Annotated in this window: 19 protein-coding genes; 12 read left to right on the top strand and 7 right to left on the bottom strand. The window is 60.9% G+C overall.

What is annotated here, in order from left to right:
• Together H4317_RS06000 and H4317_RS05995 are read left to right on the top strand one after the other, a co-directional pair.
• Complete coding sequence (locus H4317_RS06000) at positions 1-471, top strand: YdeI/OmpD-associated family protein (protein WP_221899183.1); 471 nt, start codon at positions 1-3, stop codon at positions 469-471.
• Between the two features lie 42 nt (positions 472-513).
• A complete protein-coding gene (locus tag H4317_RS05995; protein ID WP_185889233.1) occupies positions 514-987 on the top strand; it encodes a YdeI/OmpD-associated family protein in 474 nt (157 codons plus the stop codon).
• A 76-nt stretch (positions 988-1,063) separates the two neighbouring features.
• Here the strand turns inward: H4317_RS05995 and H4317_RS05990 are convergent, their stop codons facing one another.
• Complete coding sequence (locus H4317_RS05990; RefSeq protein ID WP_185889232.1) at positions 1,064-3,100, bottom strand: alpha amylase C-terminal domain-containing protein; 2,037 nt, start codon at positions 3,098-3,100, stop codon at positions 1,064-1,066.
• Positions 3,101-3,201: 101 nt separating this feature from the next.
• Here H4317_RS05990 and ggt point away from each other — a divergent pair, with 101 nt between their 5' ends.
• On the top strand, positions 3,202-5,004 hold the full coding sequence (gene ggt, locus H4317_RS05985) for a gamma-glutamyltransferase (RefSeq protein WP_185889231.1): 1,803 nt from the start codon (positions 3,202-3,204) through the stop codon (positions 5,002-5,004).
• An 81-nt stretch (positions 5,005-5,085) separates the two neighbouring features.
• Here ggt and H4317_RS05980 read toward each other — a convergent pair whose 3' ends face one another.
• Complete coding sequence (locus tag H4317_RS05980; RefSeq protein ID WP_185889230.1) at positions 5,086-5,427, bottom strand: hypothetical protein; 342 nt, start codon at positions 5,425-5,427, stop codon at positions 5,086-5,088.
• A gap of 148 nt (positions 5,428-5,575) precedes the next feature.
• Here H4317_RS05980 and H4317_RS05975 point away from each other — a divergent pair, with 148 nt between their 5' ends.
• Positions 5,576-8,584, top strand: coding sequence for a TIM-barrel domain-containing protein (locus H4317_RS05975; protein WP_185889229.1), 3,009 nt, complete (start codon positions 5,576-5,578; stop codon positions 8,582-8,584).
• Positions 8,585-8,621: 37 nt separating this feature from the next.
• On the opposite strand, the gene H4317_RS05970 is transcribed toward H4317_RS05975, so the two are convergent.
• The 3 genes from H4317_RS05970 to H4317_RS05960 form a co-directional block, all read right to left on the bottom strand.
• Positions 8,622-9,188: a YceI family protein gene (locus H4317_RS05970; protein WP_185889228.1), complete on the bottom strand. Its 567-nt coding sequence runs from the start codon at positions 9,186-9,188 to the stop codon at positions 8,622-8,624.
• A 33-nt stretch (positions 9,189-9,221) separates the two neighbouring features.
• Entirely contained in the window at positions 9,222-9,743 is a 522-nt protein-coding gene (locus tag H4317_RS05965; protein WP_185889227.1) for a hypothetical protein, read from the bottom strand.
• Positions 9,744-9,885: 142 nt separating this feature from the next.
• Complete coding sequence (locus tag H4317_RS05960) at positions 9,886-11,067, bottom strand: helix-turn-helix domain-containing protein (protein WP_185889226.1); 1,182 nt, start codon at positions 11,065-11,067, stop codon at positions 9,886-9,888.
• Positions 11,068-11,136: 69 nt separating this feature from the next.
• Between H4317_RS05960 and H4317_RS05955 the strand changes: the two genes are divergently transcribed.
• From H4317_RS05955 to H4317_RS05945, 3 genes are all read left to right on the top strand, one after another.
• Positions 11,137-11,598, top strand: coding sequence for a hypothetical protein (locus H4317_RS05955; RefSeq protein ID WP_185889225.1), 462 nt, complete (start codon positions 11,137-11,139; stop codon positions 11,596-11,598).
• A 63-nt stretch (positions 11,599-11,661) separates the two neighbouring features.
• Positions 11,662-13,113 (top strand): alpha-amylase family glycosyl hydrolase, encoded by a 1,452-nt coding sequence (locus tag H4317_RS05950; RefSeq protein WP_185889224.1) that lies wholly within the window; start codon positions 11,662-11,664, stop codon positions 13,111-13,113.
• Positions 13,114-13,233: 120 nt separating this feature from the next.
• Complete coding sequence (locus H4317_RS05945; RefSeq protein ID WP_221899182.1) at positions 13,234-14,583, top strand: alpha-amylase family glycosyl hydrolase; 1,350 nt, start codon at positions 13,234-13,236, stop codon at positions 14,581-14,583.
• 115 nt (positions 14,584-14,698) lie between these two features.
• Here the strand turns inward: H4317_RS05945 and H4317_RS05940 are convergent, their stop codons facing one another.
• Together H4317_RS05940 and blaOXA are read right to left on the bottom strand one after the other, a co-directional pair.
• Entirely contained in the window at positions 14,699-16,282 is a 1,584-nt protein-coding gene (locus H4317_RS05940) for an N-acyl-D-amino-acid deacylase family protein (protein ID WP_185889223.1), read from the bottom strand.
• A 49-nt stretch (positions 16,283-16,331) separates the two neighbouring features.
• Positions 16,332-17,150: a class D beta-lactamase gene (gene blaOXA / locus H4317_RS05935; protein WP_185889222.1), complete on the bottom strand. Its 819-nt coding sequence runs from the start codon at positions 17,148-17,150 to the stop codon at positions 16,332-16,334.
• A 357-nt stretch (positions 17,151-17,507) separates the two neighbouring features.
• On the opposite strand from blaOXA, the gene H4317_RS05930 reads away from it, so the two are divergent.
• The 5 genes from H4317_RS05930 (at position 17,508) to gloA2 (ending at position 23,599) form a co-directional block, all read left to right on the top strand.
• On the top strand, positions 17,508-18,461 hold the full coding sequence (locus H4317_RS05930) for an aldo/keto reductase (RefSeq protein WP_185889221.1): 954 nt from the start codon (positions 17,508-17,510) through the stop codon (positions 18,459-18,461).
• 210 nt (positions 18,462-18,671) lie between these two features.
• A complete protein-coding gene (locus tag H4317_RS05925) occupies positions 18,672-19,964 on the top strand; it encodes a sugar MFS transporter (RefSeq protein WP_185889220.1) in 1,293 nt (430 codons plus the stop codon).
• Between the two features lie 149 nt (positions 19,965-20,113).
• The gene (locus H4317_RS05920) at positions 20,114-21,523 is read left to right on the top strand and encodes a glycoside hydrolase family 30 protein (protein WP_432805907.1); all 1,410 of its coding nucleotides are present in this window, start codon (positions 20,114-20,116) and stop codon (positions 21,521-21,523) included.
• A gap of 51 nt (positions 21,524-21,574) precedes the next feature.
• The gene (locus tag H4317_RS05915; protein ID WP_185889218.1) at positions 21,575-23,035 is read left to right on the top strand and encodes a glycoside hydrolase family 30 protein; all 1,461 of its coding nucleotides are present in this window, start codon (positions 21,575-21,577) and stop codon (positions 23,033-23,035) included.
• Positions 23,036-23,191: 156 nt separating this feature from the next.
• Positions 23,192-23,599, top strand: coding sequence for an SMU1112c/YaeR family gloxylase I-like metalloprotein (gene gloA2 / locus H4317_RS05910; RefSeq protein ID WP_185889217.1), 408 nt, complete (start codon positions 23,192-23,194; stop codon positions 23,597-23,599).
• Positions 23,600-23,615: the final 16 nt, after the last annotated feature.

The following is a 23,615-nucleotide window of genomic DNA, read 5'->3' as shown; positions in this document are numbered from 1 at the left end:
ATGAAGTCCGAAGAGTTTACGTTTGACTCCGAATTGCAGGCACATGGGCGAGGCGGGTGCTTCTGCCTGGTTCCAGCAGCCATTACGGCGGCGCTAGGCACTCGCGCACAACTACGGGTACAAGGCACTCTGAACGGCTACGCTTTCGCCTCCAGCATGGCTCCTATGGGCGGTGGGCAACACGCCCTGCTCGTGCACAAAGCCACGCGCGAAACGCTGGGGCTAATACCTGGTGATGCGGTGCACATCGTTTTTGCGCGAGACACCACCGAGCGAGTTGTAGAAGTTCCGCATGACTTGGCAGTGGCCTTGGCTGGCACTCCCGCTGCAGAGGCTACCTTTGCAGCCCTGGCTTACACGCACCGCAAGGAATATGCAACCTGGGTTGCGGAAGCCAAGCGGCCCGAAACCCGCGCCCGCCGGGTAGCAAAAGCCGTAGAAATGCTACTGGCCGGTCAGAAAATCAGCTGAGGCTTCCACTACCGGAGCGGCCCGGCTTTTACCCTTTTTCGTATGTCTGATTCTCAGGAACAGGTTTTTGACGCTGACCTAGAGCTGCATCCCTCCGATGGCGGCGTATTTCTTTTCGTGCCTTTCAGCGTGCCAGAAGTATTCGGCCAGCGCGGCCAAGTACATGTGCGCGGCACGCTTGATGGGTTTCCGTTCCGGTTGCCGCTTACGCTCGATGAAGATGGCCACCACATTCTGGCCGTGAACAAGCAGCTGCGCAACACCATCGGCAAGACCTGGGGCATGCCCGTGCATGTAACCATGATGCCCGATACCGACGAGCCCGGCTTCACGCTCCCGGAGGACCTGGCCCGCGCCCTTGACCGGACCGGACTGCGCGCCAAATTCGACCACCTAGCCTACCCCCACCGCCGCGAGTATGTGCAGTGGGTGGAACGCGCCAAAAAGCCGGAGGCCCGCCAGCGTCGCATCAACGACGTGCTGGATGGTGCTCAGGCGGGCCACAAGCTGAAGTAAACAGAGCAACAGGCAAGAGCCCGTCAGCCCGCACAATACGCGGACTGACGGGCTCTTGCCTGTTGCTACCAACCTGTTATCCGATACGCATCAGAACCAGCGCCGTGCGGCTCGTGACGTAGAGGCTGAGCTTGTCGATACCCTCCTCCACGAACGTTTCGTAAGTCAGCGACGTGTCTACGCGGTTGTGTCCGCCGAACTCGGGCGCATCGGTGCTGAGCAGGATGCGGTAGCGGCCGGAGTGCGGCACGAAAAAGTGGTAGTTGGGAATACTGTGGCTGACGTGGAAATTGAACACGAATACCAGCGGCCCCCGCTCAAAAATAAGCACCTGATTATCAGCATCAATATTGAGCTGATGCGCGGCGGGATGAGCCAGCAGGTGCTGCTTGCGGGCCAGGTGCAGCTGGGCGTGGTCGAAGGCGGCTAGCTGCTGAAACTTCAGGTCGGGGTTATCGGCGAGGCTCCACTGGCGACGCGCAAAGTGGTAGCTCCACCCATTGCCCTCCCGCGGAAAATCAACCCACTCAGGGTGCCCGAATTCGTTGCCGATAAAGTTCAGATACGCCTCACCGCCCAGGCCCAGCGTCAGGAGCCGAATCATTTTGTGCAGCGCTATGCCCCGGTCAGCTATGGCATCGGGGTCGTTGCGGTGCATGTGCTCATAGATGGCCCGATCGAGCAGCCAGTGCGCCAGGGTTTTGTCGCCTACTAGGGCTTGGTCGTGGCTTTCGGCATAGGCCACGGTCTTCTCGCCTACCCGGCGGTTAGTGAGCGTGTGCCACAGCTCGTGTAGGTTCCAATCCTCGTCGCGGGAATGCTTAAGCAGCTTAATCCAATAGTCGGGAATGCCCATACCCAACCGGTAATCAAAACCGATACCGCCCTCCCGAATAGGCCGGCAAAGTCCTGGTAGGCCGCTCATGTCTTCCGCAATCAGCAGGGCCCCTTTCTTCAATTCGTGCACCAGCATGGTGGCCAACTGCAGATAGAGAATGGCTGCATCGTCCGCCTCGGGACCGAAATACTGGTCGTAGGAGCTGAATGCCACTCCTTCGCCATGGTGATGGTAGAGCATGCTCGTGACTCCATCAAAGCGGAAGCCATCAAAGTGAAATTCTTCCAGCCAATAGCGCAGGTTGCTGAGCAAAAAGCGCTGCACCTCAGGCTTGCTGTAGTCGAAGAGCTTGGAATCCCAGCCGGGATGGTTGCCACGGGGCCCTGCGTGGAAGTACTGGTCGCCGGAACCATCAAAATCTGCCAGCCCCTCCGCTTCGTTCTTGACGGCGTGCGAGTGCACTACATCAAGAAGCACGGCCAGACCGCGCAGGTGGGCTTCGTTCACCAGATATTTCAGGTCTTCGGGCGTGCCAAAGCGGGAGCTAACGGCAAAGAAATTGGCCACGTGGTAGCCAAACGAGCCGTAATACGGGTGCTCCATGACGGCCATCAGCTGCACGCAGTTGTAGCCACCAGCCTGGATGCGGGGCAAAATCTGGTCGGCAAATTCGCGGTAAGAGCCGACCCGGCCTTCCTCAGTAGCCATGCCCACATGCGCCTCATAAATCAGTGGCTCCTTCACGTAGTTGTGCACCCGGAATTTCTGGTCAGTCCAGACAAACGGAATTTCGGGGCGCCATACCTGGCCGGCAAAATCGTGGGTCTGCTCGTCCTGGATAGCGCGGCGCAGCGTGGCCGGCAGCCGGTCCTTGGCTCCGTGCTGGGTGCGTACATGCACTTTGTAGCGGCTGCCATGCGCGAGGCGCTGCCCATACTCCTTGTCGGACAAAAACACTTCCCACACCCCATCGTGTTGGCGCTGCAGTGGCGTGGCGTGCCGGTCCCAGCCGTTGAAGTCGCCTACAAGGTACAGGCCTTCGGCGGCGGGTGCCCACTCGCGGTACCAGAATCCGCGGCGGCGGGCATCGTAGTTGAGGCCCAGATACTGATGCGCAGTGGCAAACTTGGCCAGCGAACCATGCTGCGCCTCAATGTCAGCTAGCCGCTCTTCCAGGCGCATCAGCCGGCGGCGGAGCACGGGTTCGTAGGGCGTCAGCCAGGGGTCTTGCTGCACCAAAGGCAAATGAGGCGTTTTCAGAGCAGGAATGAGCATTTCAGGAGGCATGGCGCGGGCGTTGTTTTCAGGCTAAAACTACGGATGTAACGCGAAGTAGGGTGGTAAGGGTAGACATATGTTGTCTTACCTTGCCAGTCATGAGAAGTTATTTTTATCCGTTGGCGCTGGCTTCAGTAGTTGCTTGCACCTCCACTCCACCCCAGACAGCCCCTGCAAGCACGAGCCTGGCAGCACCTATACCCGCGGCCACGCCCCTCGTGACGGAGAAGGCCATGGTGGTATCCGCGCACCCTGAAGCTACCCGGGTAGGCATTGAAATCCTACGGAAAGGAGGCAACGCGTATGACGCAGCGGTGGCTGTGCAGTTCGCGCTGGCCGTGGTGCTGCCAGCAGCTGGCAATATTGGGGGCGGCGGCTTTGTGCTCTACCGCGGCGCCGACGGTTCGGAAGGCGCGTTGGATTTCCGCGAAACCGCCCCAGCCGCCGCCACGCGCGACATGTACCTGGATGCGCAGGGCAACATCATTCCGAACCTGAGCACACTGGGCCACCGCGCGGCGGGCGTGCCGGGCACCGTAGCGGGCATGGTGGAGCTGCACCGCAAACTGGGCAAGCTACCGTGGGCCGAAGTAGTGCAGCCGGCCGTGGAGCTGGCGGCTACTGGGGTGAAGCTGACGGAGAAAGAGGCGGCGGGGCTCAACAATACCAACTTCATTACCACCACTATCGTCGTGGGTCAACATTTCGAGCATATTGAGCCTACGCCCGGCGTACGAGCGGAAATCAGTGTCCCCGAATTCAAGCAGGCTCCGAACACCTACAAACGGGCAGACCGCGCGTGGCAGGCTGGCGACACAATCCGGCACAAATACCTGGCCGCCACGCTCAGCCGTATCCGCGACTTGGGCAGCGCCGGCTTCTACGAGGGGCAAACGGCTGACTTTATCCTTGCTGAGATGCAGCGCGGCAATGGTCTGATTACCAAAGCCGACCTGAAAAGCTACCAGCCAAGGTGGCGCACACCGCTACACGGCAAGTACCGCGGCCACGTGGTGCTGGCGTTTCCGCCACCCAGTTCCGGCGGCGTGGCGCTGCTCCAAATGCTGCAGATGCTGGAACCGTACAACCTGCGGAAAGCCGGCTGGCACTCGCCTCAGGCTACGCACTGGCTAACGGAAGCCGAGAGGCGCGTGTATGCCGACCGCGCCACGTACCTCGGTGACCCAGACTTCGGAAAAGTACCCGTGGCGCGGCTCCTCGACAACAAGTACAATCAGCAGCGGATGACGTCTACCCTGCCCTACCGTGCCACAGCCAGCGCCCAGGTAACATCTGGCACAGGCCTGCCCGGCTATGAATCGGACCAGACGACGCACTACAGTGTGGTAGATGCGGCAGGCAACGCTGTGAGCTGCACTACTACGCTCAATGGCGCGTACGGCAGCAAAGTGGTGGTGGCGGGGGCCGGCTTTCTGCTCAACAATGAAATGGACGATTTCAGCAGCAAACCCGGCACGCCCAATGCCTACGGGCTGGTGGGTGGCACAGCTAATGCCATTGCGCCCGGCAAGCGCATGCTCTCCTCAATGACGCCCACTATCTTCACCAAAAACGGCAAACTGGCGCTGGTAGTCGGCACGCCAGGCGGCTCCACCATCATCACGAGCGTGCTACAGGCCAGCATCAACATCCTCGACTATGGCATGAACGCCCAGCAGGCTGTGGCAGCCCCGCGCCTGCACCACCAATGGCTCCCTGACCAGATTGATGTGGAAGCTGGTGCCTTGCTACCAGCCGCCGAAGACACCTTGCGGGCCCGTGGCTACACGCTGAAACCGCGCAGCCCTTGGGGCCGGGTAGAAGTGATTCGGGTGCTGCCCGGCGGCAGGTTGGAAGGCGGCGCTGACCCACGCGGCGATGATACAGCCGGCGGGTATTAGTAAAGCGGCGGGAGTTAGGCGCTACGCAGGAAAGGAGCATTAATTTCCCATACCATTTATCACCCAACTCCCGCCGCTTTGCTATGACATTTTCAGGTTGCCGGCTGCTGTAATCAGGGTCTGGCCAAGGTGACGCAGCTGGTCGCCGGTGCCGTCGTGGAGGTTGCGGGCCGTGAGGGACGTATGCTCGCCGAGACGCTGCAGGGAGGCCGCAATATTGGCGCGGTCGTCGTTTTCCACGAAGTTGCGCAACTCACGCAGCTCATTCTGAATACCGGTCAGGGCCGAGCCACCCAAGCCATCAAGTGCCTGAATCCAGTTATCAATTGATGCAATTCCTGCATCAGCCGGGTGTTTTTCGGGATGATTGAAAGCGTCGTAAATACCTTGAATGGTGTCTTCGATGCGGGCTGCGTGATTCATAAAAGCAAGGATTAGGGAGTGGAAGAAACTGCTACTCCGGCTTTACGCCGCCCGGCCTGCGGGCGTTGCGCATGGCAGCGGCCGGGCATTTTCAGGAAGCTGTGGCAGGGCTGTATCTTGCCCGCCCCAATGCGTCACTACCCGCTCTATGCCCACTTCTTTCCGCCGCGCCCTGCCTCTGCTACCGTTGCTGCTGTTGCCGCTGTTTACTGCACCCTTGTATGGGCAGCGCGCTACCACTGGGCCGCCCACGCAGGACCCATTTCGTCGGCCCGAGGCGGTGCCGGTCAGCATTGGTACCTATGAGTCGCATAGCTACCAGAGTGGCCTGCTCACCATCAGAAGCACTGAGGGCGGCACCCTGCGCATTCGGCCCTGGGCCGAGGGTGTGGTGCGAGTAGAATACTTCCCGGCCGGCACGGAAGTGCAGGATATTTCGTCCATCAGTGTCGTGCAGACGCCGGCCTTTCCGGGGGCTGCAAAAGCCGGCAAGCCGCGTGAAACCGATAGCGCGCTGGAGTGGCAGCCCTATGCTACGATGGGCAGCCTCAGCGTTGTGGTACAGAAAAATCCGTTGCGGGTAAGCTACCGGCGCGGCCCCGACACCCTGCTGGCTGAAGATGGAGGCGTATTTCAGCGGCTCACCAACGAAAACAGCGGTCCAGGTGGCACCGGCGTATCGTTTCGGCTGCAACCCGATGAGCACCTGTATGGCACCGGCTCCCGCGCCCTGCCGCTCGACCGGCGCGGCCGCCGCCTTACGCTCTACAATGAAGCCCACTACGGCTACCAGAACGGCGAGCCAACCCTGAACGTGAGCCTGCCCACCGTGGTCAGCAGCCGGGGCTATATGCTGTTCTTCGATCATATGGCCGCTGCCACCCTCGACCTAGGCGCGGCCAAACCTGACTTGCTGGAATACAGCAACGAAGACCTGCTCAACCTGGGGTATTTCCTGATTGCGGGTGACTCCTACGCCGAAATTCTGAGCCGCTACACCACCCTCACCGGACGGCAGCCGCTGCCGCCGCGCTGGGGTCTGGGCCTGATTCAGAGCCGTTTCGGGTACAAGTCGGATGCTGAGATGGAGCAGGTAGCGGCCCGCATGCGCCGCGAAAATTTCCCGCTCGATGCGTTGGTGCTGGACCTGTACTGGTTTGGCGGCACCCGGCAGCAGGGCGACCTAGACTGGGACTACACCAAGTTCAAACAACCGGTGCGGATGATGCGGCGGCTCGATTCGGTGGGGGTAAAAACCATTCTGATTTCGGAGCCCTATGTGATGCGCAGTTCCCGCAACGATACCGAAGTGCGCGCCCAGCAGTATGTTGGGACGCATCTGGATGGCTCTGCCTACACCGTGGAGTCGTTCTGGGCCGGGCCGGCTACCATTCTGGACATGTATAAGCCTTCCACCCGCGACTGGCTCTGGAGCTACTACCGCCGCCGCAAAGCCGAAGGCGTGAGCGGCTGGTGGAGCGACCTGGGCGAGCCCGAAAACCACCCAGATGATATGCGCCATGTGTTGGGCGGCACCCGGCAAGTGCACAATGGCCTGGGCCAGGCCTGGGCCAGCATTCTGCAGGAAAACTACACCAAAGAATTTCCGGAAGAGCGGTTGTTTAACCTGGCCCGCTCGGGCTGGGCTGGCATGCAGCGCAACTCAGTATTTCCGTGGTCCGGCGACATTAACCGCTCGTGGTCGGGCTACCGGGCGCAAGTACCCGTGATGCTGGGCATGGCCATGGGCGGTATCGGCTACATGCACTCCGATGCCGGCGGTTTCTGCGTAGGCCCCACCGACCCGGAACTGTACACGCGTTGGCTGCAGATGGCTAGTCTCAGTCCTATTCTGCGCCCCCACGGCGAAGGGGTGCCCCCCGAACCGTATTGGTGGCCGGAGCCTTATAAAAGCATTGTGCGCCGCTACACCCACTTGCGTTACGAGTTGCTGCCCTACCTGTATTCGCTGGCCTGGGAAAACAACCAGACCGGCGCGCCGCTGGCCCGCCCGATGAATTTCGGCAACACCTATGTGCTGCCCGAAGCAGTGGAAGCCACGCAACTCACAACGCAGCAAATAGCTTCTGGCTTTACTGCTACGGATGCCGCCTGGCAGGCTTTGCCCTTCAACTGGAACTGGAACACCACTGCCTCCAGCCGCTGGGGCAGCGAGAAACTACTGGCCAGAAAGAAGCGCGAGTTTGCCGCCGAGCACAGTCCGGCCCTGGCCAACATCAACGACCAATATCTACTGGGGCCGAGCCTGCTGGTAGCACCGGTGCTGCAGCCAGGCCAACGCCGCCGCAACGTGGTGCTGCCCGCCGGAAACTGGATTGATTTTGACACCAACCAGACGTATGCCGGCTCTCAGACCGTTGGAATAGCAGCCCCGCTGGCGCGGCTGCCACTGTTGGTGCGGGCTGGGGCCTTCCTGCCGATGACGCCCTACGTGCCCACAACCACCCAGTATCATTCTGACAGCCTGCGCCTGCGCTACTACGCCGACCCCGCCGCCAGCCGCACCAGCTTCACCTTGTATGACGACGACGGCAAATCGGCCCTCACGCAACGGACTGGAGCATTTGAGTTGGTGGCATTCAGCGGCACCACTACCCGTACTCAGGCCGATATTCGCATTGTACCCGGGGGCCAGGGCTACGAAGGCGCCCCGCTCTGGCGTAGCGTAGAGCTCCTGATTCCGCGTGTAGTCGCGGCTCCGGCCGCCGTACTGATCAACAACGAAACCGTGCCAGCTACTGAGTGGCTATTCGACGCTTCCACTGCCACCCTGCGCCTGCGTTTTCTGTTGGAGCGCAAGCCCGTCACGGTATCGGTGCGCGGCCTGCGCCTGAACACTAGCCCCGCCGCCGCCCGACCGGAACTCCTGACCCTGGAAGCCCCTGACAACCGCACTTTCAGCGGCCGGGTAGCGCTGCCCTACACGCTTCACGCAGCCAGCCAGCCTGGTCCGTTGCGCATTCTGGACGCTACCGGCCGCGTGGTGCGCACCCTCACGCTGCCGATCACGGAAGCCGGCTCCCACACGGTTGTCTGGGATGCTGCTGATGCGCAGGGCCGCCCTGTAGCAGGTGGCGTGTACTGGGCCGAGCTGGCCGGCCAGCGGCAGCGGCTGGTAGTGGTGGTGCAACAGTAATCCGTATACCGCAGGCGCCACTTCGCATGCTATTCTCCTACTGCCGCTCCGCTTCTGCCACTACATCAAACGTCAGCTTAAAATCGTTGCGAATGGCGTAGGAACCCAAATTCTGAAAGAAGCTAGAGGAATTGTGGTTTATCCCGAACTTGGTTCGGTCGAGGGTGGCAGTGCCCTGGATGCGCAGGCGGCCGTTGGCCTGACGCTCCACAGTGAGCGGAAACCGGACAGGCTGCGTGACACCGCGCACCGTAAGCTGGCCGCTGGCTACGCCCTGCCGTACTTCGCTCAGTACAAAAACGGCCACCGGGTATTTCTCCACATCGAAAAATTCCGGCCCACGCAGGTGTTCGGCCAGCTGGGCCTGCTCCTGCCGGATGGTGCGCATATCCACCTCAAAGCGGCCATTGCGCAGTGAGCTGCCATCGTAGTTGAATCGGCCGCGCTGGAACTGTATGGAGCCAGTAGGCGCATAGGTGCCTACCTCGGCATAGCCGGTCCAGCTGATGCGGCTGGCCTCCAGATTTACTAAGTAGCTGGTAGCAGCTGGGGGCGTGGCTGCCAGCGTGCAAAAGTGCAGCAGAATAAGGAAGAGAAGTTTCATCGTGTTGGCAGTCAGAAGAGGTGAGGCGGGCGGTTAGCGGACCGTCGATTCCGTTTCAATCAGGCCCATGCCTTTGTAGAGTTTGCCGGTTTTGTCTTTGGCCAGAATGTACCAGAGGGCGTCGCCACCATAGAGGCGCTGGGCATTGTCGGCGAAGCGGTAGTTTTTGGCAAACGTGTAGGTGCGGCCGGGCAGCAGACGGCCATCGGGGCACTGAAACAGCTCGGCAAACTCGGCGGGGGTTTCGCGCATGTTGGCCTGCCACCCGGCGGCGCTGTACCAGATAAAGCTGCCGCACTCCACCACTTCCAGCTCGCCTACTTCCGACCGAATCATGGTGCTGTGTTTCCACACGTAGCCGCCGGGCTTTTCCGGGTTGGGCTCAGGGTAGTTCGGGTTGGGCGTGTGCCAGAGCGTGAGGCCCACCGGCACCTGCCGGAGCTTGTCGGGCAGCACGCGGGTATGGTCGGCCCAGGCAGTGGGGGCTGGCGTTTGGGCCAGCAGCGGGGCAGCCGCAGTGGCGGCCAGAACCGCCAGAAGCAACAGGATTTTCATGAGGCACTCAGGGGTTGATGAATGACCCAAAGGTGCCCGCCGCAACCCTGCGAAACGCCCCGAATCTGGTATCGGGACGCCCTGCATCATGATATGGGCCTTATTCGACGCTTCTCAGGCAAGTATTCAAGACAGCCCTACCCTATTCCGGCGTTACCCGGTAGTCGCGCGGGGCCACGCCCGTGAACTGCTTGAAGATGCGGTTGAAAGTGGTTTTGGAGTTGAAGCCACTCTCGAAGGCAATGCCCAGCAGCGTCAGGCGCTGCGCGTCGGAAGTGGCCAGGCGGCGCTTCACCTCCGCCACCCGGTAGCCATTCACCACATCGTTGAAGCTCTGACCGAAACCGTTATTGACCGTGAACGAAATTAGGCGCGGGGCTAGGCCGGTATGTGCCGACAGCTCGGCCAGCGTGAGCGTGGGATTTAGATACAGCTGGTCTTCTTCCAGCGCTTTGCGGATGCGGGCCACTACCGCCGCATCGGCGGCTGGTGGGGTGGCCGCTACAGCCACTGATTCGGCTACCACTGTGCCGGGCTGGCTGCCAGCCGAAAGGTCCTCCAGGGGAGCGGCAGCTGGGGCCGTTTCGGCTTCTTCCGGCACAAAGCGCACGGCCTGCATATCAGCCTGCCGCAGCCCCACTACCCCAATCAGAAACACAACCACCCCCAGCACTTCTGTGGAGTAGTCGTACTGATAATACTTATCGAAAAACTCCCGCAGCACCACCTCCGCCAGCCACTGCACGCTCACTACGGCCACCAGCACCAGCAACACCCGCAGCCACTGCAGCCGCAGCTTCGACACTTCCGAAAAGTTGTCGGGCAGCCAGCGTTGGTAGTGCCGCAGCAGTTGCAGGCTCAGGCCCAGATACACGGTCAAAGACAGCCACGTGCCGATGAATTCCACGCGGTAAGTATAGGGTCGGTGCACCTGCTCCCAGAACCAGTAGCGGGTGGCGTAGGGCTGCAGCCGAAGCCCCCAGTACAGCGCGGCCTGCAGCAGCACCGGCAGAAAGTGCCACAGGTGCCGGGCCTGGAACCGGAAGTCGTGGTTGATGAGGCTGCGCACATAGAAGTACAGCAGCGGCCCGAAGGCAAACGAGTAGTAGATAGGCGCGAAATACCAGTTGGCATTCTGCCCGTAGATGCCGGACACCCGAAAAAAACCATCGAGCAGCCACAGCGCAATAGCCAGCATGAGCAGCGCTAAAAAGCGGTTCGGGAGTCGGTTGGCCGGGGCCAGCCATAGCAGTCCGGCCGCAAATACGGCCTGCGCCACCACAGCCAGCAGCACCACAACTAGCGGCGAAAAAGGTATCTGCATAAGGCAGGACGTGGGAAGCCGGTATCTTTGGCCGGCCCTGAAAAATAGCCGTTTCTTTCCGGTTCCCGCATGAAACAAAAGCTTCGCGAATGGCTGCGCCGCTACCTGCCCGCCGAGTTGCTGTCGGTGGTGGCTACACTGGCCGCGGCGGCCCTGGCGCTGCAGGCCACGCACAGCGGCCTGCAGGCGGCGCTGGCGGGCACCTGGGCCGGCAACTTAGCCTACTTCGGGTGGCTGTTGGGGCAGGATATGCTGCTGGCCCGCCGCACGTTGCTGGCCCAAGGCCGCCAATACACGCTGCGCACCTTCGGGCGCAACGTGCGGGCGCTGGCCGTAGAGTTTGGCCTAGCCGAAGTAGCCGATAGTTTCCTCATCCGGCCGGCCCTGCTATACTATCTGCCGCGCTGGCTGGGCAACTTCGCGGCGGGAATTCTGGTGGCCAAGCTGCTGGCCGATGTCACGTTCTATGTCCCGGCCATTATCAGCTACGAGCTCAGCAAAAACCGCCTCCGCCGCTTCGATAAGCCCTGACGGCGGTATCCGGCGCCGGCAGCCAAGGCCGAACGAGTTGCCCGAAATGTGCTATGTTGGTGCATGCTCCGTCCTTTCTCCCTGCTCAGCGGCCTGCTCCTGCTGGCCGCCTGCCAGCCGAATCAACCCGTCAGAACCGTTGCCGACTGCGACAAAACCCCACCGGCCGAATACACCATTCGCCACCCGGCCTGGGCCGATTCGGCCAGTATCTATGAGGTCAATATCCGGCAGTACACGCCCGAGGGCACGTTTCGGGCTTTCGAAGCACACCTGCCGCGGCTGCAGAAGATGGGCGTGGGCATTCTGTGGCTGATGCCGGTGCAGCCCATCGGCAAGCTCAACCGCAAGGGCACGCTGGGCAGCCAGTACTCCATCCAGGACTACCGGGCTGTGAACCCGGAATTTGGGACGATGGAAGACCTGCGCCACCTCAACCAGGAAGCGCACAAGCTGGGGATGCACGTTATTCTGGACTGGGTGGCCAACCATACCAGTTGGGACAGCCAACTCAGCCAGCAGCATCCGGAGTGGTTCACGCGCACCAAAGCCGGCGGGTTTCAGCCACCCGTGTCGGACTGGCAGGACGTTATTGACCTGGACTACAGCAAGCCTGAGCTACGCCGCTACATGCAGGAAAGCATGGCGTTCTGGCTCCGCGAAGCCGATTTCGACGGTTTCCGCTGCGACGTGGCCGGCCTCGTGCCCACCGATTTCTGGAACGACACGCGCCAGGAGCTGGAAAAAGTGAAGCCCGTGTTTATGCTGGCCGAGTGGGACGAGCTGTTTCCACCCACTTTCCTTAAGCCCGAGCAGTTCAGCCCTGACACGAAGCTACTGGAAAAAGCCTTTGATATGGCCTACGCCCTGCGTCTGCACGGCCTCATGGACAGCCTGGCTACCGGCAAAGCCCCTACCTCCGCCCTCGACAAATACCGCACCGCCGAAAGCCAGCGCTACCCCGGCTCAGTGTACCTGATGAACTTCACGTCTTCGCACGACGTGAACAGCTGGGACGGCTCGGAATATGAGCGGCTGGGCAAAAACGCGCTGCCGCTGGCCGTGCTGGCTGCCATGCTGCCCGGCATGCCCATGGTGTACAGCGGCCAGGAAGCGGCCCTGAAAAAGCGCCTCCGCTTTTTCGACAAGGACACCATTCCGTGGAACGACTACCCGCTGCAGGACTTCTACACCAAGCTGCTGCAGTTGAAAAAGCGCCACCCGGCCCTGCTCAATGGCGACGCCTGCGCGGAGTTTGAGGCCCTGCCCGCCAGCAGCAGCAGCGAAGTCTACAGCTTTGTGCGCCGCCGCGACGACAAGGCTGTGCTGACGGTCATCAACCTGGGCCGGCAGCCACACCAGCTGATACTGCGCACGTTGGGTCCGGGCAACTACCGGGAGCTGTTCAGCGGACAGGTGCTGCGGCTGGGCTCCGGCTCAAAAGTGCTGCTGCCGGGCCACAGCTACCGCGTGTATGAGCAGGTACCGCCCCCGCCCCGCAACGGCCTCTGGTAGCAAGCGGCTGATACGATCAGGACAGCACGAAACACTAGGTGCAGCCACCTTAGTTTCCGCCTAAGCGGGCTGGTTTGTCGTACACTGCGGAATTTATTCCTTCCATAAGCCCGCGTGCCTGTGTCCGATTCCGCTGTTCACCCCGATGCCCATCTGTTTCAAGTCCGCCACCCGGAATGGGCCGCCACCGCTACTATCTACGAGGTAAACCTGCGCAACTATACGCCGGAGGGCACCTTTCAGGCATTTGAGGCACACTTGCCGCGGCTGGCGTCTATGGGCGTCAGCATTGTGTGGCTGATGCCGATTCATCCGATTGGGGAAGTAGAGCGCAAGGGCAGCCTGGGCAGCCAGTATGCGGTGCGCGACTATTTCGGGGTGAATCCGGAGTTCGGAACACTCGACGACCTGCGCCACCTCGTGCAGGCGGCCCACGTGCTGGGTTTGCGTGTGCTGCTCGACTGGGTAGCCAACCACACCAGCTGGGACAATGCCCTGGTGCAGCAGCATCCCGACTGGTACCAGCACGATGCTGCCGGCCACCTGGTGCCGCCCGTACCCGACTGGACCGACGTGGTAGCTTTCGATTATAGCCACCCTGAGCTACGCCGCTACATGACCGACGCGCTGCTCTATTGGGTGCGCGAAGCCGACATCGACGGGTACCGCTGCGACGTGGCAGGCTTGGTGCCCACCGACTTCTGGGACGAAGCCCGCCTGGAGCTGGATGCCGTGAAGCCGCTGTTTATGCTGGCCGAATGGGACGAGCTGTACCCGAGCGGCGGCCTGAGCTGGGAACAGTTCAATTCCGATACCAAGCTGTTGGAAAAGGCCTTCAACATGACCTTCGGGCTGCGCCTGCACTACCTCCTCGACCACATTGCCGAGGACAAGCAGCCGCTCCAGGATATCGACATTTACCTGGCGGCCGAGCGGGCTAAATATCCGCCTTCGGTGTACCTGATGCACTTCACCAGCAACCACGACGTGAACAGCTGGGACGGTACCGAATATGAGCGGCTGGGCCCGCTGGCTCTTCCCTTCGCCGTTCTGACGGTGCTGCTGCCCGGTATGCCGCTGGTATATACCGGTCAGGAGGAAGCCCTGAACCGGCGGCTGGCCTTCTTCGACAAAGACCCGATTGACTGGCAGGACTATCCGCTGCAGGATTTCTATACGCGGCTGCTGCAGCTCAAGCGCCGCCATCCGGCCCTGCGCAACGGCGACACAACCAGCTGCTTCCAGCGCCTCCCCAGCCCCAACGAAGACCTCTACGGCTTCCTGCGCCACAAGCAAGACGCCGCCGTGCTCTGCGTCATCAACACCGCCGCCACGCCTCAGATGCTGCCGCTGCCTCCCGAAACCGCCGGCTCCTGGCAGGACGTCTTCGGCGATACACTGTTAGCCATCCGGGAAGGTGACCAGCTACCCGTGCCGGCCCACGGCTGGCGCGTGCTGGAACGGGTATAAAATATCTGTACGCTTGTCATCCTGAGCTTGCGAAGGACCTTTTCACGCCTGCACGACCATTTTTCTACCGTAGTAAGATCCTTCGCAAGCTCAGGATGACAGTTTTTATACCCTCTTACTTCCGGCCCGGCCCGTAGAGCACCTGCCCGTTGCGGAGGCCGGTGTGGCGGCCATTATGCACGGTGAGGCGGCCATTCACCAGCACGTATTCCATGCCCACTGAATATTGATGCGGCTGCTCGAAGGTGGAGCGGTCCTGCACGGTAGCGGGGTCGAATACCACGATATCGGCGGCGAAACCCGGGCGCAGCAAGCCTCGGTCCGTGAAGCCGAAGGTTTGGGCGGGCAGGCTGGTCATGCGGCGGATGGCTTCTTCCAGCGTGATGATGTGCAGCTCGCGCACGTAGCGGCCCAACACGCGGGCATTGGAGCCGTAGCCGCGCGGATGCGGCACGCCCTGCTGCCACACCCGGATGCTGGCATCCGACGCCACCATGTTCTGCGGATAGCGCATGATGTTCTGTACATCGTCTTCGCTCATGCCATGAAATACCATGCCCGCATCGTATTGCAGCACCAGGTCCAGCACGGTGGCGGCCTCGGCGCGGGCTGAGTGCCGGCGGCCGCGCAGTTTGTTTATCTCTTCGATGCTGCGGCCGTTGTAGCTGGTATCGGGCGGGAAGCTGGCCACTACGGCGTAGCTGAAATGCCGGAGCTTGCGGCGCTTCAGTCGCGCCAGCATACTGGCTTCTACGGCTTTGTGCACCGCCGGGCGGGCCAACCGGGCGCGCAGCGAGTCGCGGCCGTCGGCCTGCACATCATCTGGAAGCAGGGTGCTGAGCGAGGTAGAGCTGGCTGTGTACGGATACTGGTCGATGGTGACTTGCTGGCCGGCGCGGCGGGCATCCTCAATCAGGCGCAGCAGCGCATCGGTGCGGCCCCAGTTCTGCTGGCCGCCCAACTTGAGGTGCGAAATCTGAACCGGCAGCCCCGCCTCGCGGCCCACTTTCAGCGCCTCCTGAATGGCAAAGGTCACACTGTCGCTTTCGTTGCGCATGTGGGTGGCATAGAGGCCCTGGTAGCGCCCCGCCACCTGGGCCAGCCGCACCAGCTCGGGCGTGCGGGCATAGGTGCCGGGAATATAAATCAGCCCTGACGACAAGCCGACCGCGCCGGCCCGCATAGCACTGTCTACCAGCGTTTCCATGCGCTGTAGTTCGGCGTCGGTGGGGGCGCGGTGGGCGCGGCCCATCACCGCCTTGCGTACCGTGCCGTGCCCCACCAGCGAGGCCACGTTCACCGACAAATGGGTGCTGTCCAGCATATGAAAATAGCGCCGCAAATCGGGGCGTGAGGAGCCGCAGTTGCCAGTCACGACCGTCGTGACGCCGTCATAGATGAAATTATCGGCGGTAGGCTGGCGCACTTCGTCGTCTTCGATGTGCGTGTGCACGTCGATAAAGCCCGGCGCCACGGCCAGTCCCTGCGCATCCAGCACGGTATCAGCCGGATAAGTAGCCGGCAAGCGGCCCACGGCCACAATACGGCCTGCCCGGATGGCCACGTCGCCCAGTGTCCAGGTGTTGCCTGTGCCGTCATACAGGCGGCCGTTGCGGATAAGAATATCTGCCCGCTGGGTTTGCGCCCAAGTTGTTTGGGTGAGCAGAAGCAGCAGAACCAGGAATGCGTAGCGGGTCATAAACGAATGTAGCGCAAACGGGCATAGCGGCTGGGCCGTCTGTGGGCTGCTACAGCCACTGCAGCTCCTGCAGAATAGATTCCGTAATGGCGCGGCGGGCTCCCATAAACCGGTTGTTGGCAGCCTGCCCGCCCTTCGGCTCGATATTCAGGGCAAACAGCGCGGTGCGGCCATCAGCGCGCGTTATCCAGCCCACCAGCCAGCCATTATCGGGGTTGGTAGCCGACCGAAAACGCCAACCGGTTTTGCCATAGAGGGTGTATTCGGATGTTTTCTTGAGGATCAGCAGTTGCTTCACGGCCCGCTGATGCCGGGCGGCTACAGGTAGCGTTTCGGCGTGCAGGCGACGCAGAAAATCCACCTGCTCAAATTGTGAAATGCGCGAATTCCCATCGAGCCAGAACGTGTCGAGGGTGGCGGGAGCCACGGCCATGCGGCCGTAGCGCAGCCTCGGGAGCCACGCCCGGTACTGCTCCACCCCAATGCGGCGCGCCAGCTGCTGGTAGCACGGCACGCACGACACGCGCAGTGCCCGGCCGTAGCTCATATCCTGGTTCCACTGCGGAAATTCACGCGCCACCCCGTCCCATTTGCACAGGGTGGCGGTGTCGGGCAGGGCGCCGGTTTGCAGGCCAATCAGCGTATTAGGAATCTTGAAGGTGGAGGCCGGCAGAAACCCCTGGCGGCAGCGCGCCGGGTTGTAGGCCACAAACTGCCCGGCCGGCGCATCATACAGCAGGAAAGAGCCTTGCACACCGTATTTTTCGAAATGCGGCTGCAGATTTCGCTCCACTATTTTGGGTGCCAGCCGGGCGGGCGCGGCGGCTGAAAACAGCAGAACTAGGGTAAGCAGACAGACGAAGCGCATGCTTAAAAGTAGCTGCGTTATGCCACATTGGGGTACTTGGCTCTAAAAACGCTTCTTCTGCGCGGCCTCTCTTACCAAGCAGCACGTTCGTCTGGCGGCGACCATGTGGTTTCTAAGTGAGGATGAGCTACACGCTGCCTGAGCCGGTGCGGAGGCCAGCCCACTATACCACGCAGCACGATTGGCGTGCGGCCAGTATTTCCAAAGCGCCTAGCTTGCGGGCCATGCTGTAAACTACCGCGTTTCGGCTGCCGGCCCAACCCCTTCGGGTGTATTTCGGTTATGTACCTCTTCCGTACGGTACCGGATGTGGCACCTTTGCCAGACTTTAGTTCTTCTTTTTTCCTGATTTACTGTATGCAACATCGTGAACTGGGCCACTCTGGCCTACACATTGCCCCACTTGTATTGGGAGGCAACGTTTTCGGCTGGACGGCCGATGAAGCCGCTTCGTTCCGCGTCCTCGACGCATTTGTGGCCGGGGGCGGCAATGCCATTGATACGGCCAACGTGTATTCGGCGTGGGCGCCGGGCCACCAGGGCGGCGAGTCGGAAACGGTGCTGGGCAAGTGGCTGAAGCAGCGCGGCCGCCGCGACGACGTGCTCATTCTGACCAAAGTGGGCATGGAAATGGGTGACGGCAGCAAAGGTCTCGCCAAAGACTATATCCGGCGCTCCGTAGAAGACTCGCTTCGGCGCCTTCAAACCGACTACATCGACTTATACCAGAGCCACAAGGACGACGAGACGCTACCTGTAACCGAGCCGTTGGAAGCCTACGCCGAGCTTATCAAAGAAGGCAAGGTGCGCGCCATCGGGGCCTCCAACTATTCGGCCAGCCGCCTGCGCGAGGCTCTGGCAGCCAGCGAGCAGCACGGCCTGCCCCGCTACGAGAGCCTGCAGCCCGAATACAACCTCTACAACCGCGCCGCCTTCGAGCAGGAGCTGCAGCCGCTGATTCTGGAAAAAGGCCTCGGCGTGATTCCTTACTTCGGGCTAGCCTCGGGCTTCCTGACGGGTAAGTACCGCACCGAAGCCGACCTGAACAAAAGCATCCGCGGCAGCAGCATCGGCCCCAAATACCTCAACGACCGGGGCCGGGGCATTTTGGCTGCTCTTGATGCCGTGGTAGCCGGCCACGCTGGCAGCACGCCGGCCCAGGTAGCCCTGGCCTGGATACTGGCCCAGCCCGGCCTCACGGCCCCAATTGCCAGCGCCACCACCCCCAACCAGATACAAGAGCTGCTGGGCGCTGCCACCCTGCATCTGAGCCCCGACGAGGTAACGCGTTTGAACCAGGCCAGCGCCTAACCTGTAGCAATTGCGCCCGTTGCCTTTCTGGGCAATGGGCGCAATTGTTTGCGGAGTTTATAAACAAACTCCAGTCACAGCCCTGCTATCTGTGGGCACACAGCTGGCAAATTTTGTCGGTTGTAGCGCCAGATTAGCTATTTTTCATTCATCCACCTCCTCGGTCAGGCTTTTTAGTGCCGCCTGATACCTTTCCTCTCTCCTTTTTGCATGGCCGCTCCTATTACCTCTACTCTTCCGCCGCCTACCAGCACCTCGCCGGGCCAAGAAACCCCGCGCTATACCTCGGCGCTGTCGTCCTTGACGGTGCTTTTTTTTATGATGGGGTTTATTACCTGCCTCAATGATATTCTGATTCCTTACCTGAAAGCCGTTTTTACGCTCAGCTATGCTAAAGTAAATCTTGTCAACTTCTGCTTTTTCGGGGCTTACCTGATTATGGGTGTACCGGCGGGCCTGCTGGTGAAGCGCATTGGGTACAAGCGTGGTATGCTCGTTGGCTTTCTGGTGGCGGCACTAGGCTGCTTCCTGTTCTATCCGGCAGCGGCCGGCCGCACGTTCCCGCTGTTTCTGGGGGCGCTGTTCATTCTGGCCAGCGGGGTCGTGACGCTGCAAGTGGCCGGCAACCCCTACGTAGCTATTCTGGGCCCTCCCCAAACGGCTTCTTCGCGCCTGTCGCTCACGCAGGCCTTCAACTCGCTGGCGACTTTCGTTGCGCCGCTTATTGGCACGCGCCTCATTCTGTCTAATCTTCCCGATCTGCAGAAACTCACGCCGGCCCAAACTGCTGCACTGGATGTGTCATCGGTGCAGCTGCTGTATCTGGGAATTGGGGGAGTCCTGCTGATTATCAGCCTGCTGCTGGCGTTTCTGAAGCTGCCTCATATTGCGCATGCACCGGCGGCAGCCGGTGATACCAGCCGCGCTTGGAGCTACCGGCATCTGTTGCTGGGCTTGGTGGGCATCTTCACCTACGTAGGGGCCGAAGTTGCTATTGGCTCCCACATTGTCAGCTATTTGCAGCAGCCGGAGGTTATGAGCCTGAGTTCCGTGGAGGCTGGCTATCGGGTATCTTACTACTGGTTTGCAGCAATGGTCGGACGCTTTGTGGGTATCGGGCTACTTCGGGCTATCCGGCCCGGCCGCGTATTGGCGTTTAATGCCCTAGGAGCTGTTCTTCTGATCCTGATTTCTATCAACACGACCGGCCAGACGGCTATGTACAGCCTATTGGCAGTGGGCCTAATGAACTCCATCATGTTCCCGGTGATTTTCACTTTGGCCGTTGCGGGTCTGGGCCGCCATACCGAAGATGCGTCCGGTCTGCTCTCAGCTTCGATTGTAGGCGGCGCTATCATTCCGCCTTTGTTCGGACTTATTGCGGACAGCACCATCAGCGGCGGCGGTATTCACGCCCTGCGCTGGGCCTTTGTGCTGCCCGTGCTCTGCTACATCTACATTCTCTGGTACGGCCTGAAAGGCCATAAGCCCGCTACTACCTAGCGCCTCGGCGCGTCCGCCCCACCTACTCTCACTCAACACGCTGATTTCCAATACACCGCAACAAGCTCCAGCCTGTTGCCTGCTACTGCATTGCCTTTTATTTTCTCTCAGTTTCTATGGTCCGCTATTGCGTTTCTGCTTTTTGCGCGGTGCTCCTCTCCCTGGGGCTGGGTACCAGCTGCCAGTGGCTGGCGCCGGCCGTTCCGGCAGCCGCACCCGCTACGGCCGGCAGCACTGTGGCCTTTTGGCTCACGAATCCGGATAAGTCGGTGCTATTCCAGCAGCAGGCGGGGCTGGCCTGGGGCACAGCTGCACCGGCTAGTGGCAGTGCGGTTATTGAGGTGGATGAGCAGCAGACCTACCAGACCATCGACGGGTTCGGCTACAGCCTGACCGGCGGCAGCGCGCAATTGCTGCATGCCATGGCCCCCGCAGCCCGCCAAGCCATTCTGCAGGAGTTGTTTGCCACTGACGCAGCCAACATCGGGGTGAGTTACCTGCGCCTCAGCATTGGGGCTTCCGACCTCGACGCCGCCGTATTCAGCTACGACGATTTGCCGGCGGGCCAGACAGACCCTACGCTGGCCCGGTTCAGCCTCGCCCCCGACTTGGAGCATCTGGTGCCAGTGCTAAAGGAAATTCTGGCCATCAATCCCGACATCAAACTGCTTGGCTCACCCTGGTCGCCACCGGCCTGGATGAAAACCAACAACAGCTCTAAAGGTGGCAGCCTGAAACCGGAGTTTTACGATGCCTACGCCCGCTACTTCGTGAAGTATATCCAGGGAATGAAGGCCCAAGGTGTACGCATTGATGCCATTACGGTGCAGAATGAGCCGCTGCACCCTGGCAACAACCCCAGTCTGCTCATGCTGGCCGAGCAGCAGGCAGAGTTTGTGAAGCTGCACCTGGGCCCGGCTTTCCGGGCAGCAGACCTCGATACGAAAATCATCATCTACGACCACAACGCAGACCGGCCCGACTACTCGCTGACCATCCTCAACGACCCGGAGGCACGCCAGTACATCGACGGCTCGGCGTTTCACCTCTACGCTGGCCCTATAGAGGCGCTGAGCACCGTGCACAATGCCCACCCCGACAAGCACATCTACTTCACGGAACAGTGGGTTGGCTCGAAGAGTCTGTTTGCTGAAAACGTGCCCTGGCACGTACGGACGCTCCTTATCGGGGCGACGCGCAACTGGGCCCGCACCGTGCTGGAGTGGAACTTGGCCGCCGATCCGCAGCAGAATCCGCATACGCCGGGCGGCTGCACCGAATGCCGTGGCGCGCTTACTATTGCGGGCAGCACCGTAACCCGCGAAGATGCCTACTATATCGTGGCACATGCCAGCAAGTTTGTGCGGCCCGGCTCCGTGCGCATAGCGTCCACGCTGGCGCCGACGCTGCCCAATGTGGCCTTCAAAACACCGGCTGGCCAGCAGGTACTGCTAGTTCAGAATGACGCCCGCACGCCCCAATCCTTTCACGTGCGCTACCACGGACAGGTTTTCACCGCCACCCTCGGGGCCGGGTCCGTCGGGACCTACGTCTGGTGATGCGCGACTTTGCAACGGTTCCTCTCTCCCACTTCCTGTTCCTCCTCTCGTATGCAAAATACCCTCATTTTCCTGGTGCTGGCGTCCTGCATCAGTACGGCCGCCTTGGCTCAGCCAGCAGCTCCCACTAAATCCTATTCGGCAGCGGGCCGGCAGGTGCAGGTATATACCACGGCGGCCAACACGCAGCTGCGCATGGCCGCCACGGATAAGCTCACGTTTCAGCCGCAGCCGCAACCTCTCGAAACGCAGCCGACCGTTTTTGTAGACCCAACGCACACCTTCCAGACGCTGCTTGGCATTGGCGGAGCCATGACGGACGCCGCTGCCGAAACCTTTGCCAAACTCCCAAAACCCCAGCAGCAGGAGTTTCTGCAGGCCTACTACAGCCCAACTGGCGGCATTGGCTACACGCTGGCCCGCACCACTATCCATAGCTCCGACTTTTCGAGCGGCAGCTACACCTATGTAGCGAACGGCGATAAGTCGCTGAAAACCTTCAGCCTCAAGCACGATGAGCAGTACCGGATTCCGTTTATCAAGCAGGCACAGGCGGCAGCGGGTGGCAAACTCACAATGTATGTGAGCCCCTGGAGCCCGCCGGCCTGGATGAAGGACAACAAAAGTATGCTGCAGGGTGGCAAGCTCTTACCGGAATTCCGCCAGACCTGGGCCGACTACTACGTGGCTTTTATCAAGGCGTATGAGAAGCAGGGCATTCCCATCTGGGGCCTCACGGTGCAGAATGAGCCCATGGCCAAGCAGAAGTGGGAGTCGTGCATTTTTACGGCAGAAGAGGAGCGCGACTTTGTGAAGGGATACCTCGGGCCCACGCTCAAAAAAAACGGCCTCAGCGACAAGAAGCTCATCGGCTGGGACCATAACCGGGACCTGATTTTTCAGCGGGCCGCCACCCTCTTCGACGACCCCGAAGCCAGCAAGTACTACTGGGGCCTGGGCTTTCACTGGTACGAAACCTGGACCGGCAGTACCATGCAGTTTGAGAACCTGCGCCGCGTGCACGAAACCTACCCCGACAAAAACCTGGTGTTTACGGAGGGCTGCGTTGAGAATTTCAAATACGAGCAGGTGACCGACTGGCGGCTGGGCGAGCGGTACGGCAACTCGATGATCAACGACTTCAACGCGGGCACCGTGGCCTGGACCGACTGGAACGTGCTGCTCGATGAAACCGGCGGCCCCAACCACGTCGGCAACTTCTGCTACGCGCCCATTATCGGTGATACAAGAAGCGGCAAGCTTATCTACACGAACAGCTACTACTACATCGGCCACTTCTCGAAGTTCATCCGGCCCGGCGCCCGGCGCATTGCCACCACTTCCAGCCGCGACGTGCTGCAGACCACAGCCTTCCTCAATACCGATGGCAAAGTGGCTGTGGTGGTCATGAACAGCACCGAAAAAGAGCAGCCGTTTCAGCTCTGGATGAAGGGCCAGGCCGCCCAGACCATCAGCCGGCCCCATTCCATCATGACGATAGTGGTGAACTAGGACACCTGCTTTTCAGGAATGGAATGCCGGTGCCGGGTGCTTCGCACGCTGAAGGCATAGCATCCGGGCAATGGATGTTACCGCTAGTCGCCGAGCCGCAAAAAGCGGAATTCACTGTCCAGATGCCTATTTTTCGGGCTTCAACTTCTGCTGCTTATGCTACCTGGCCTGTTGCACGTCCACCACATTGCCATTATCTGCTCCGACTATGCCGCATCGAAGCACTTCTATACGCAGGTGCTGGGCCTGCACATAGTACGCGAGGTGTACCGCGCCGAGCGGCAGTCTTACAAGCTCGATTTGGCCCTGAACGGACAGTACATCATCGAGCTGTTTTCTTTCCCGGAAACGCCCCCCCGCCGCAGCCGGCCCGAAGCAGCCGGCCTACGCCATCTGGCCTTTGCCGTGGCCGATTTGGATGCTGCCGTAGCACGCTTCGATGCGCTTGGCATTCCCTATGAGCCAATCCGGACAGATGAATTCACGGGCCGCCGCTTCACGTTCTTCTCCGACCCCGACCAGCTGCCGCTGGAACTGTACGAGGCCACCGAGCCGCAACTGTAGCAGCTGTTTCGTGGGG

It is taken from the genome of Hymenobacter sediminicola (assembly GCF_014250515.1).
In the GTDB taxonomy this organism is placed as follows: domain Bacteria; phylum Bacteroidota; class Bacteroidia; order Cytophagales; family Hymenobacteraceae; genus Hymenobacter; species Hymenobacter sediminicola.
The sequence above is the reverse complement of the archived record's forward strand: the minus strand, read 5'-3'. Positions and strand labels throughout refer to the sequence as shown.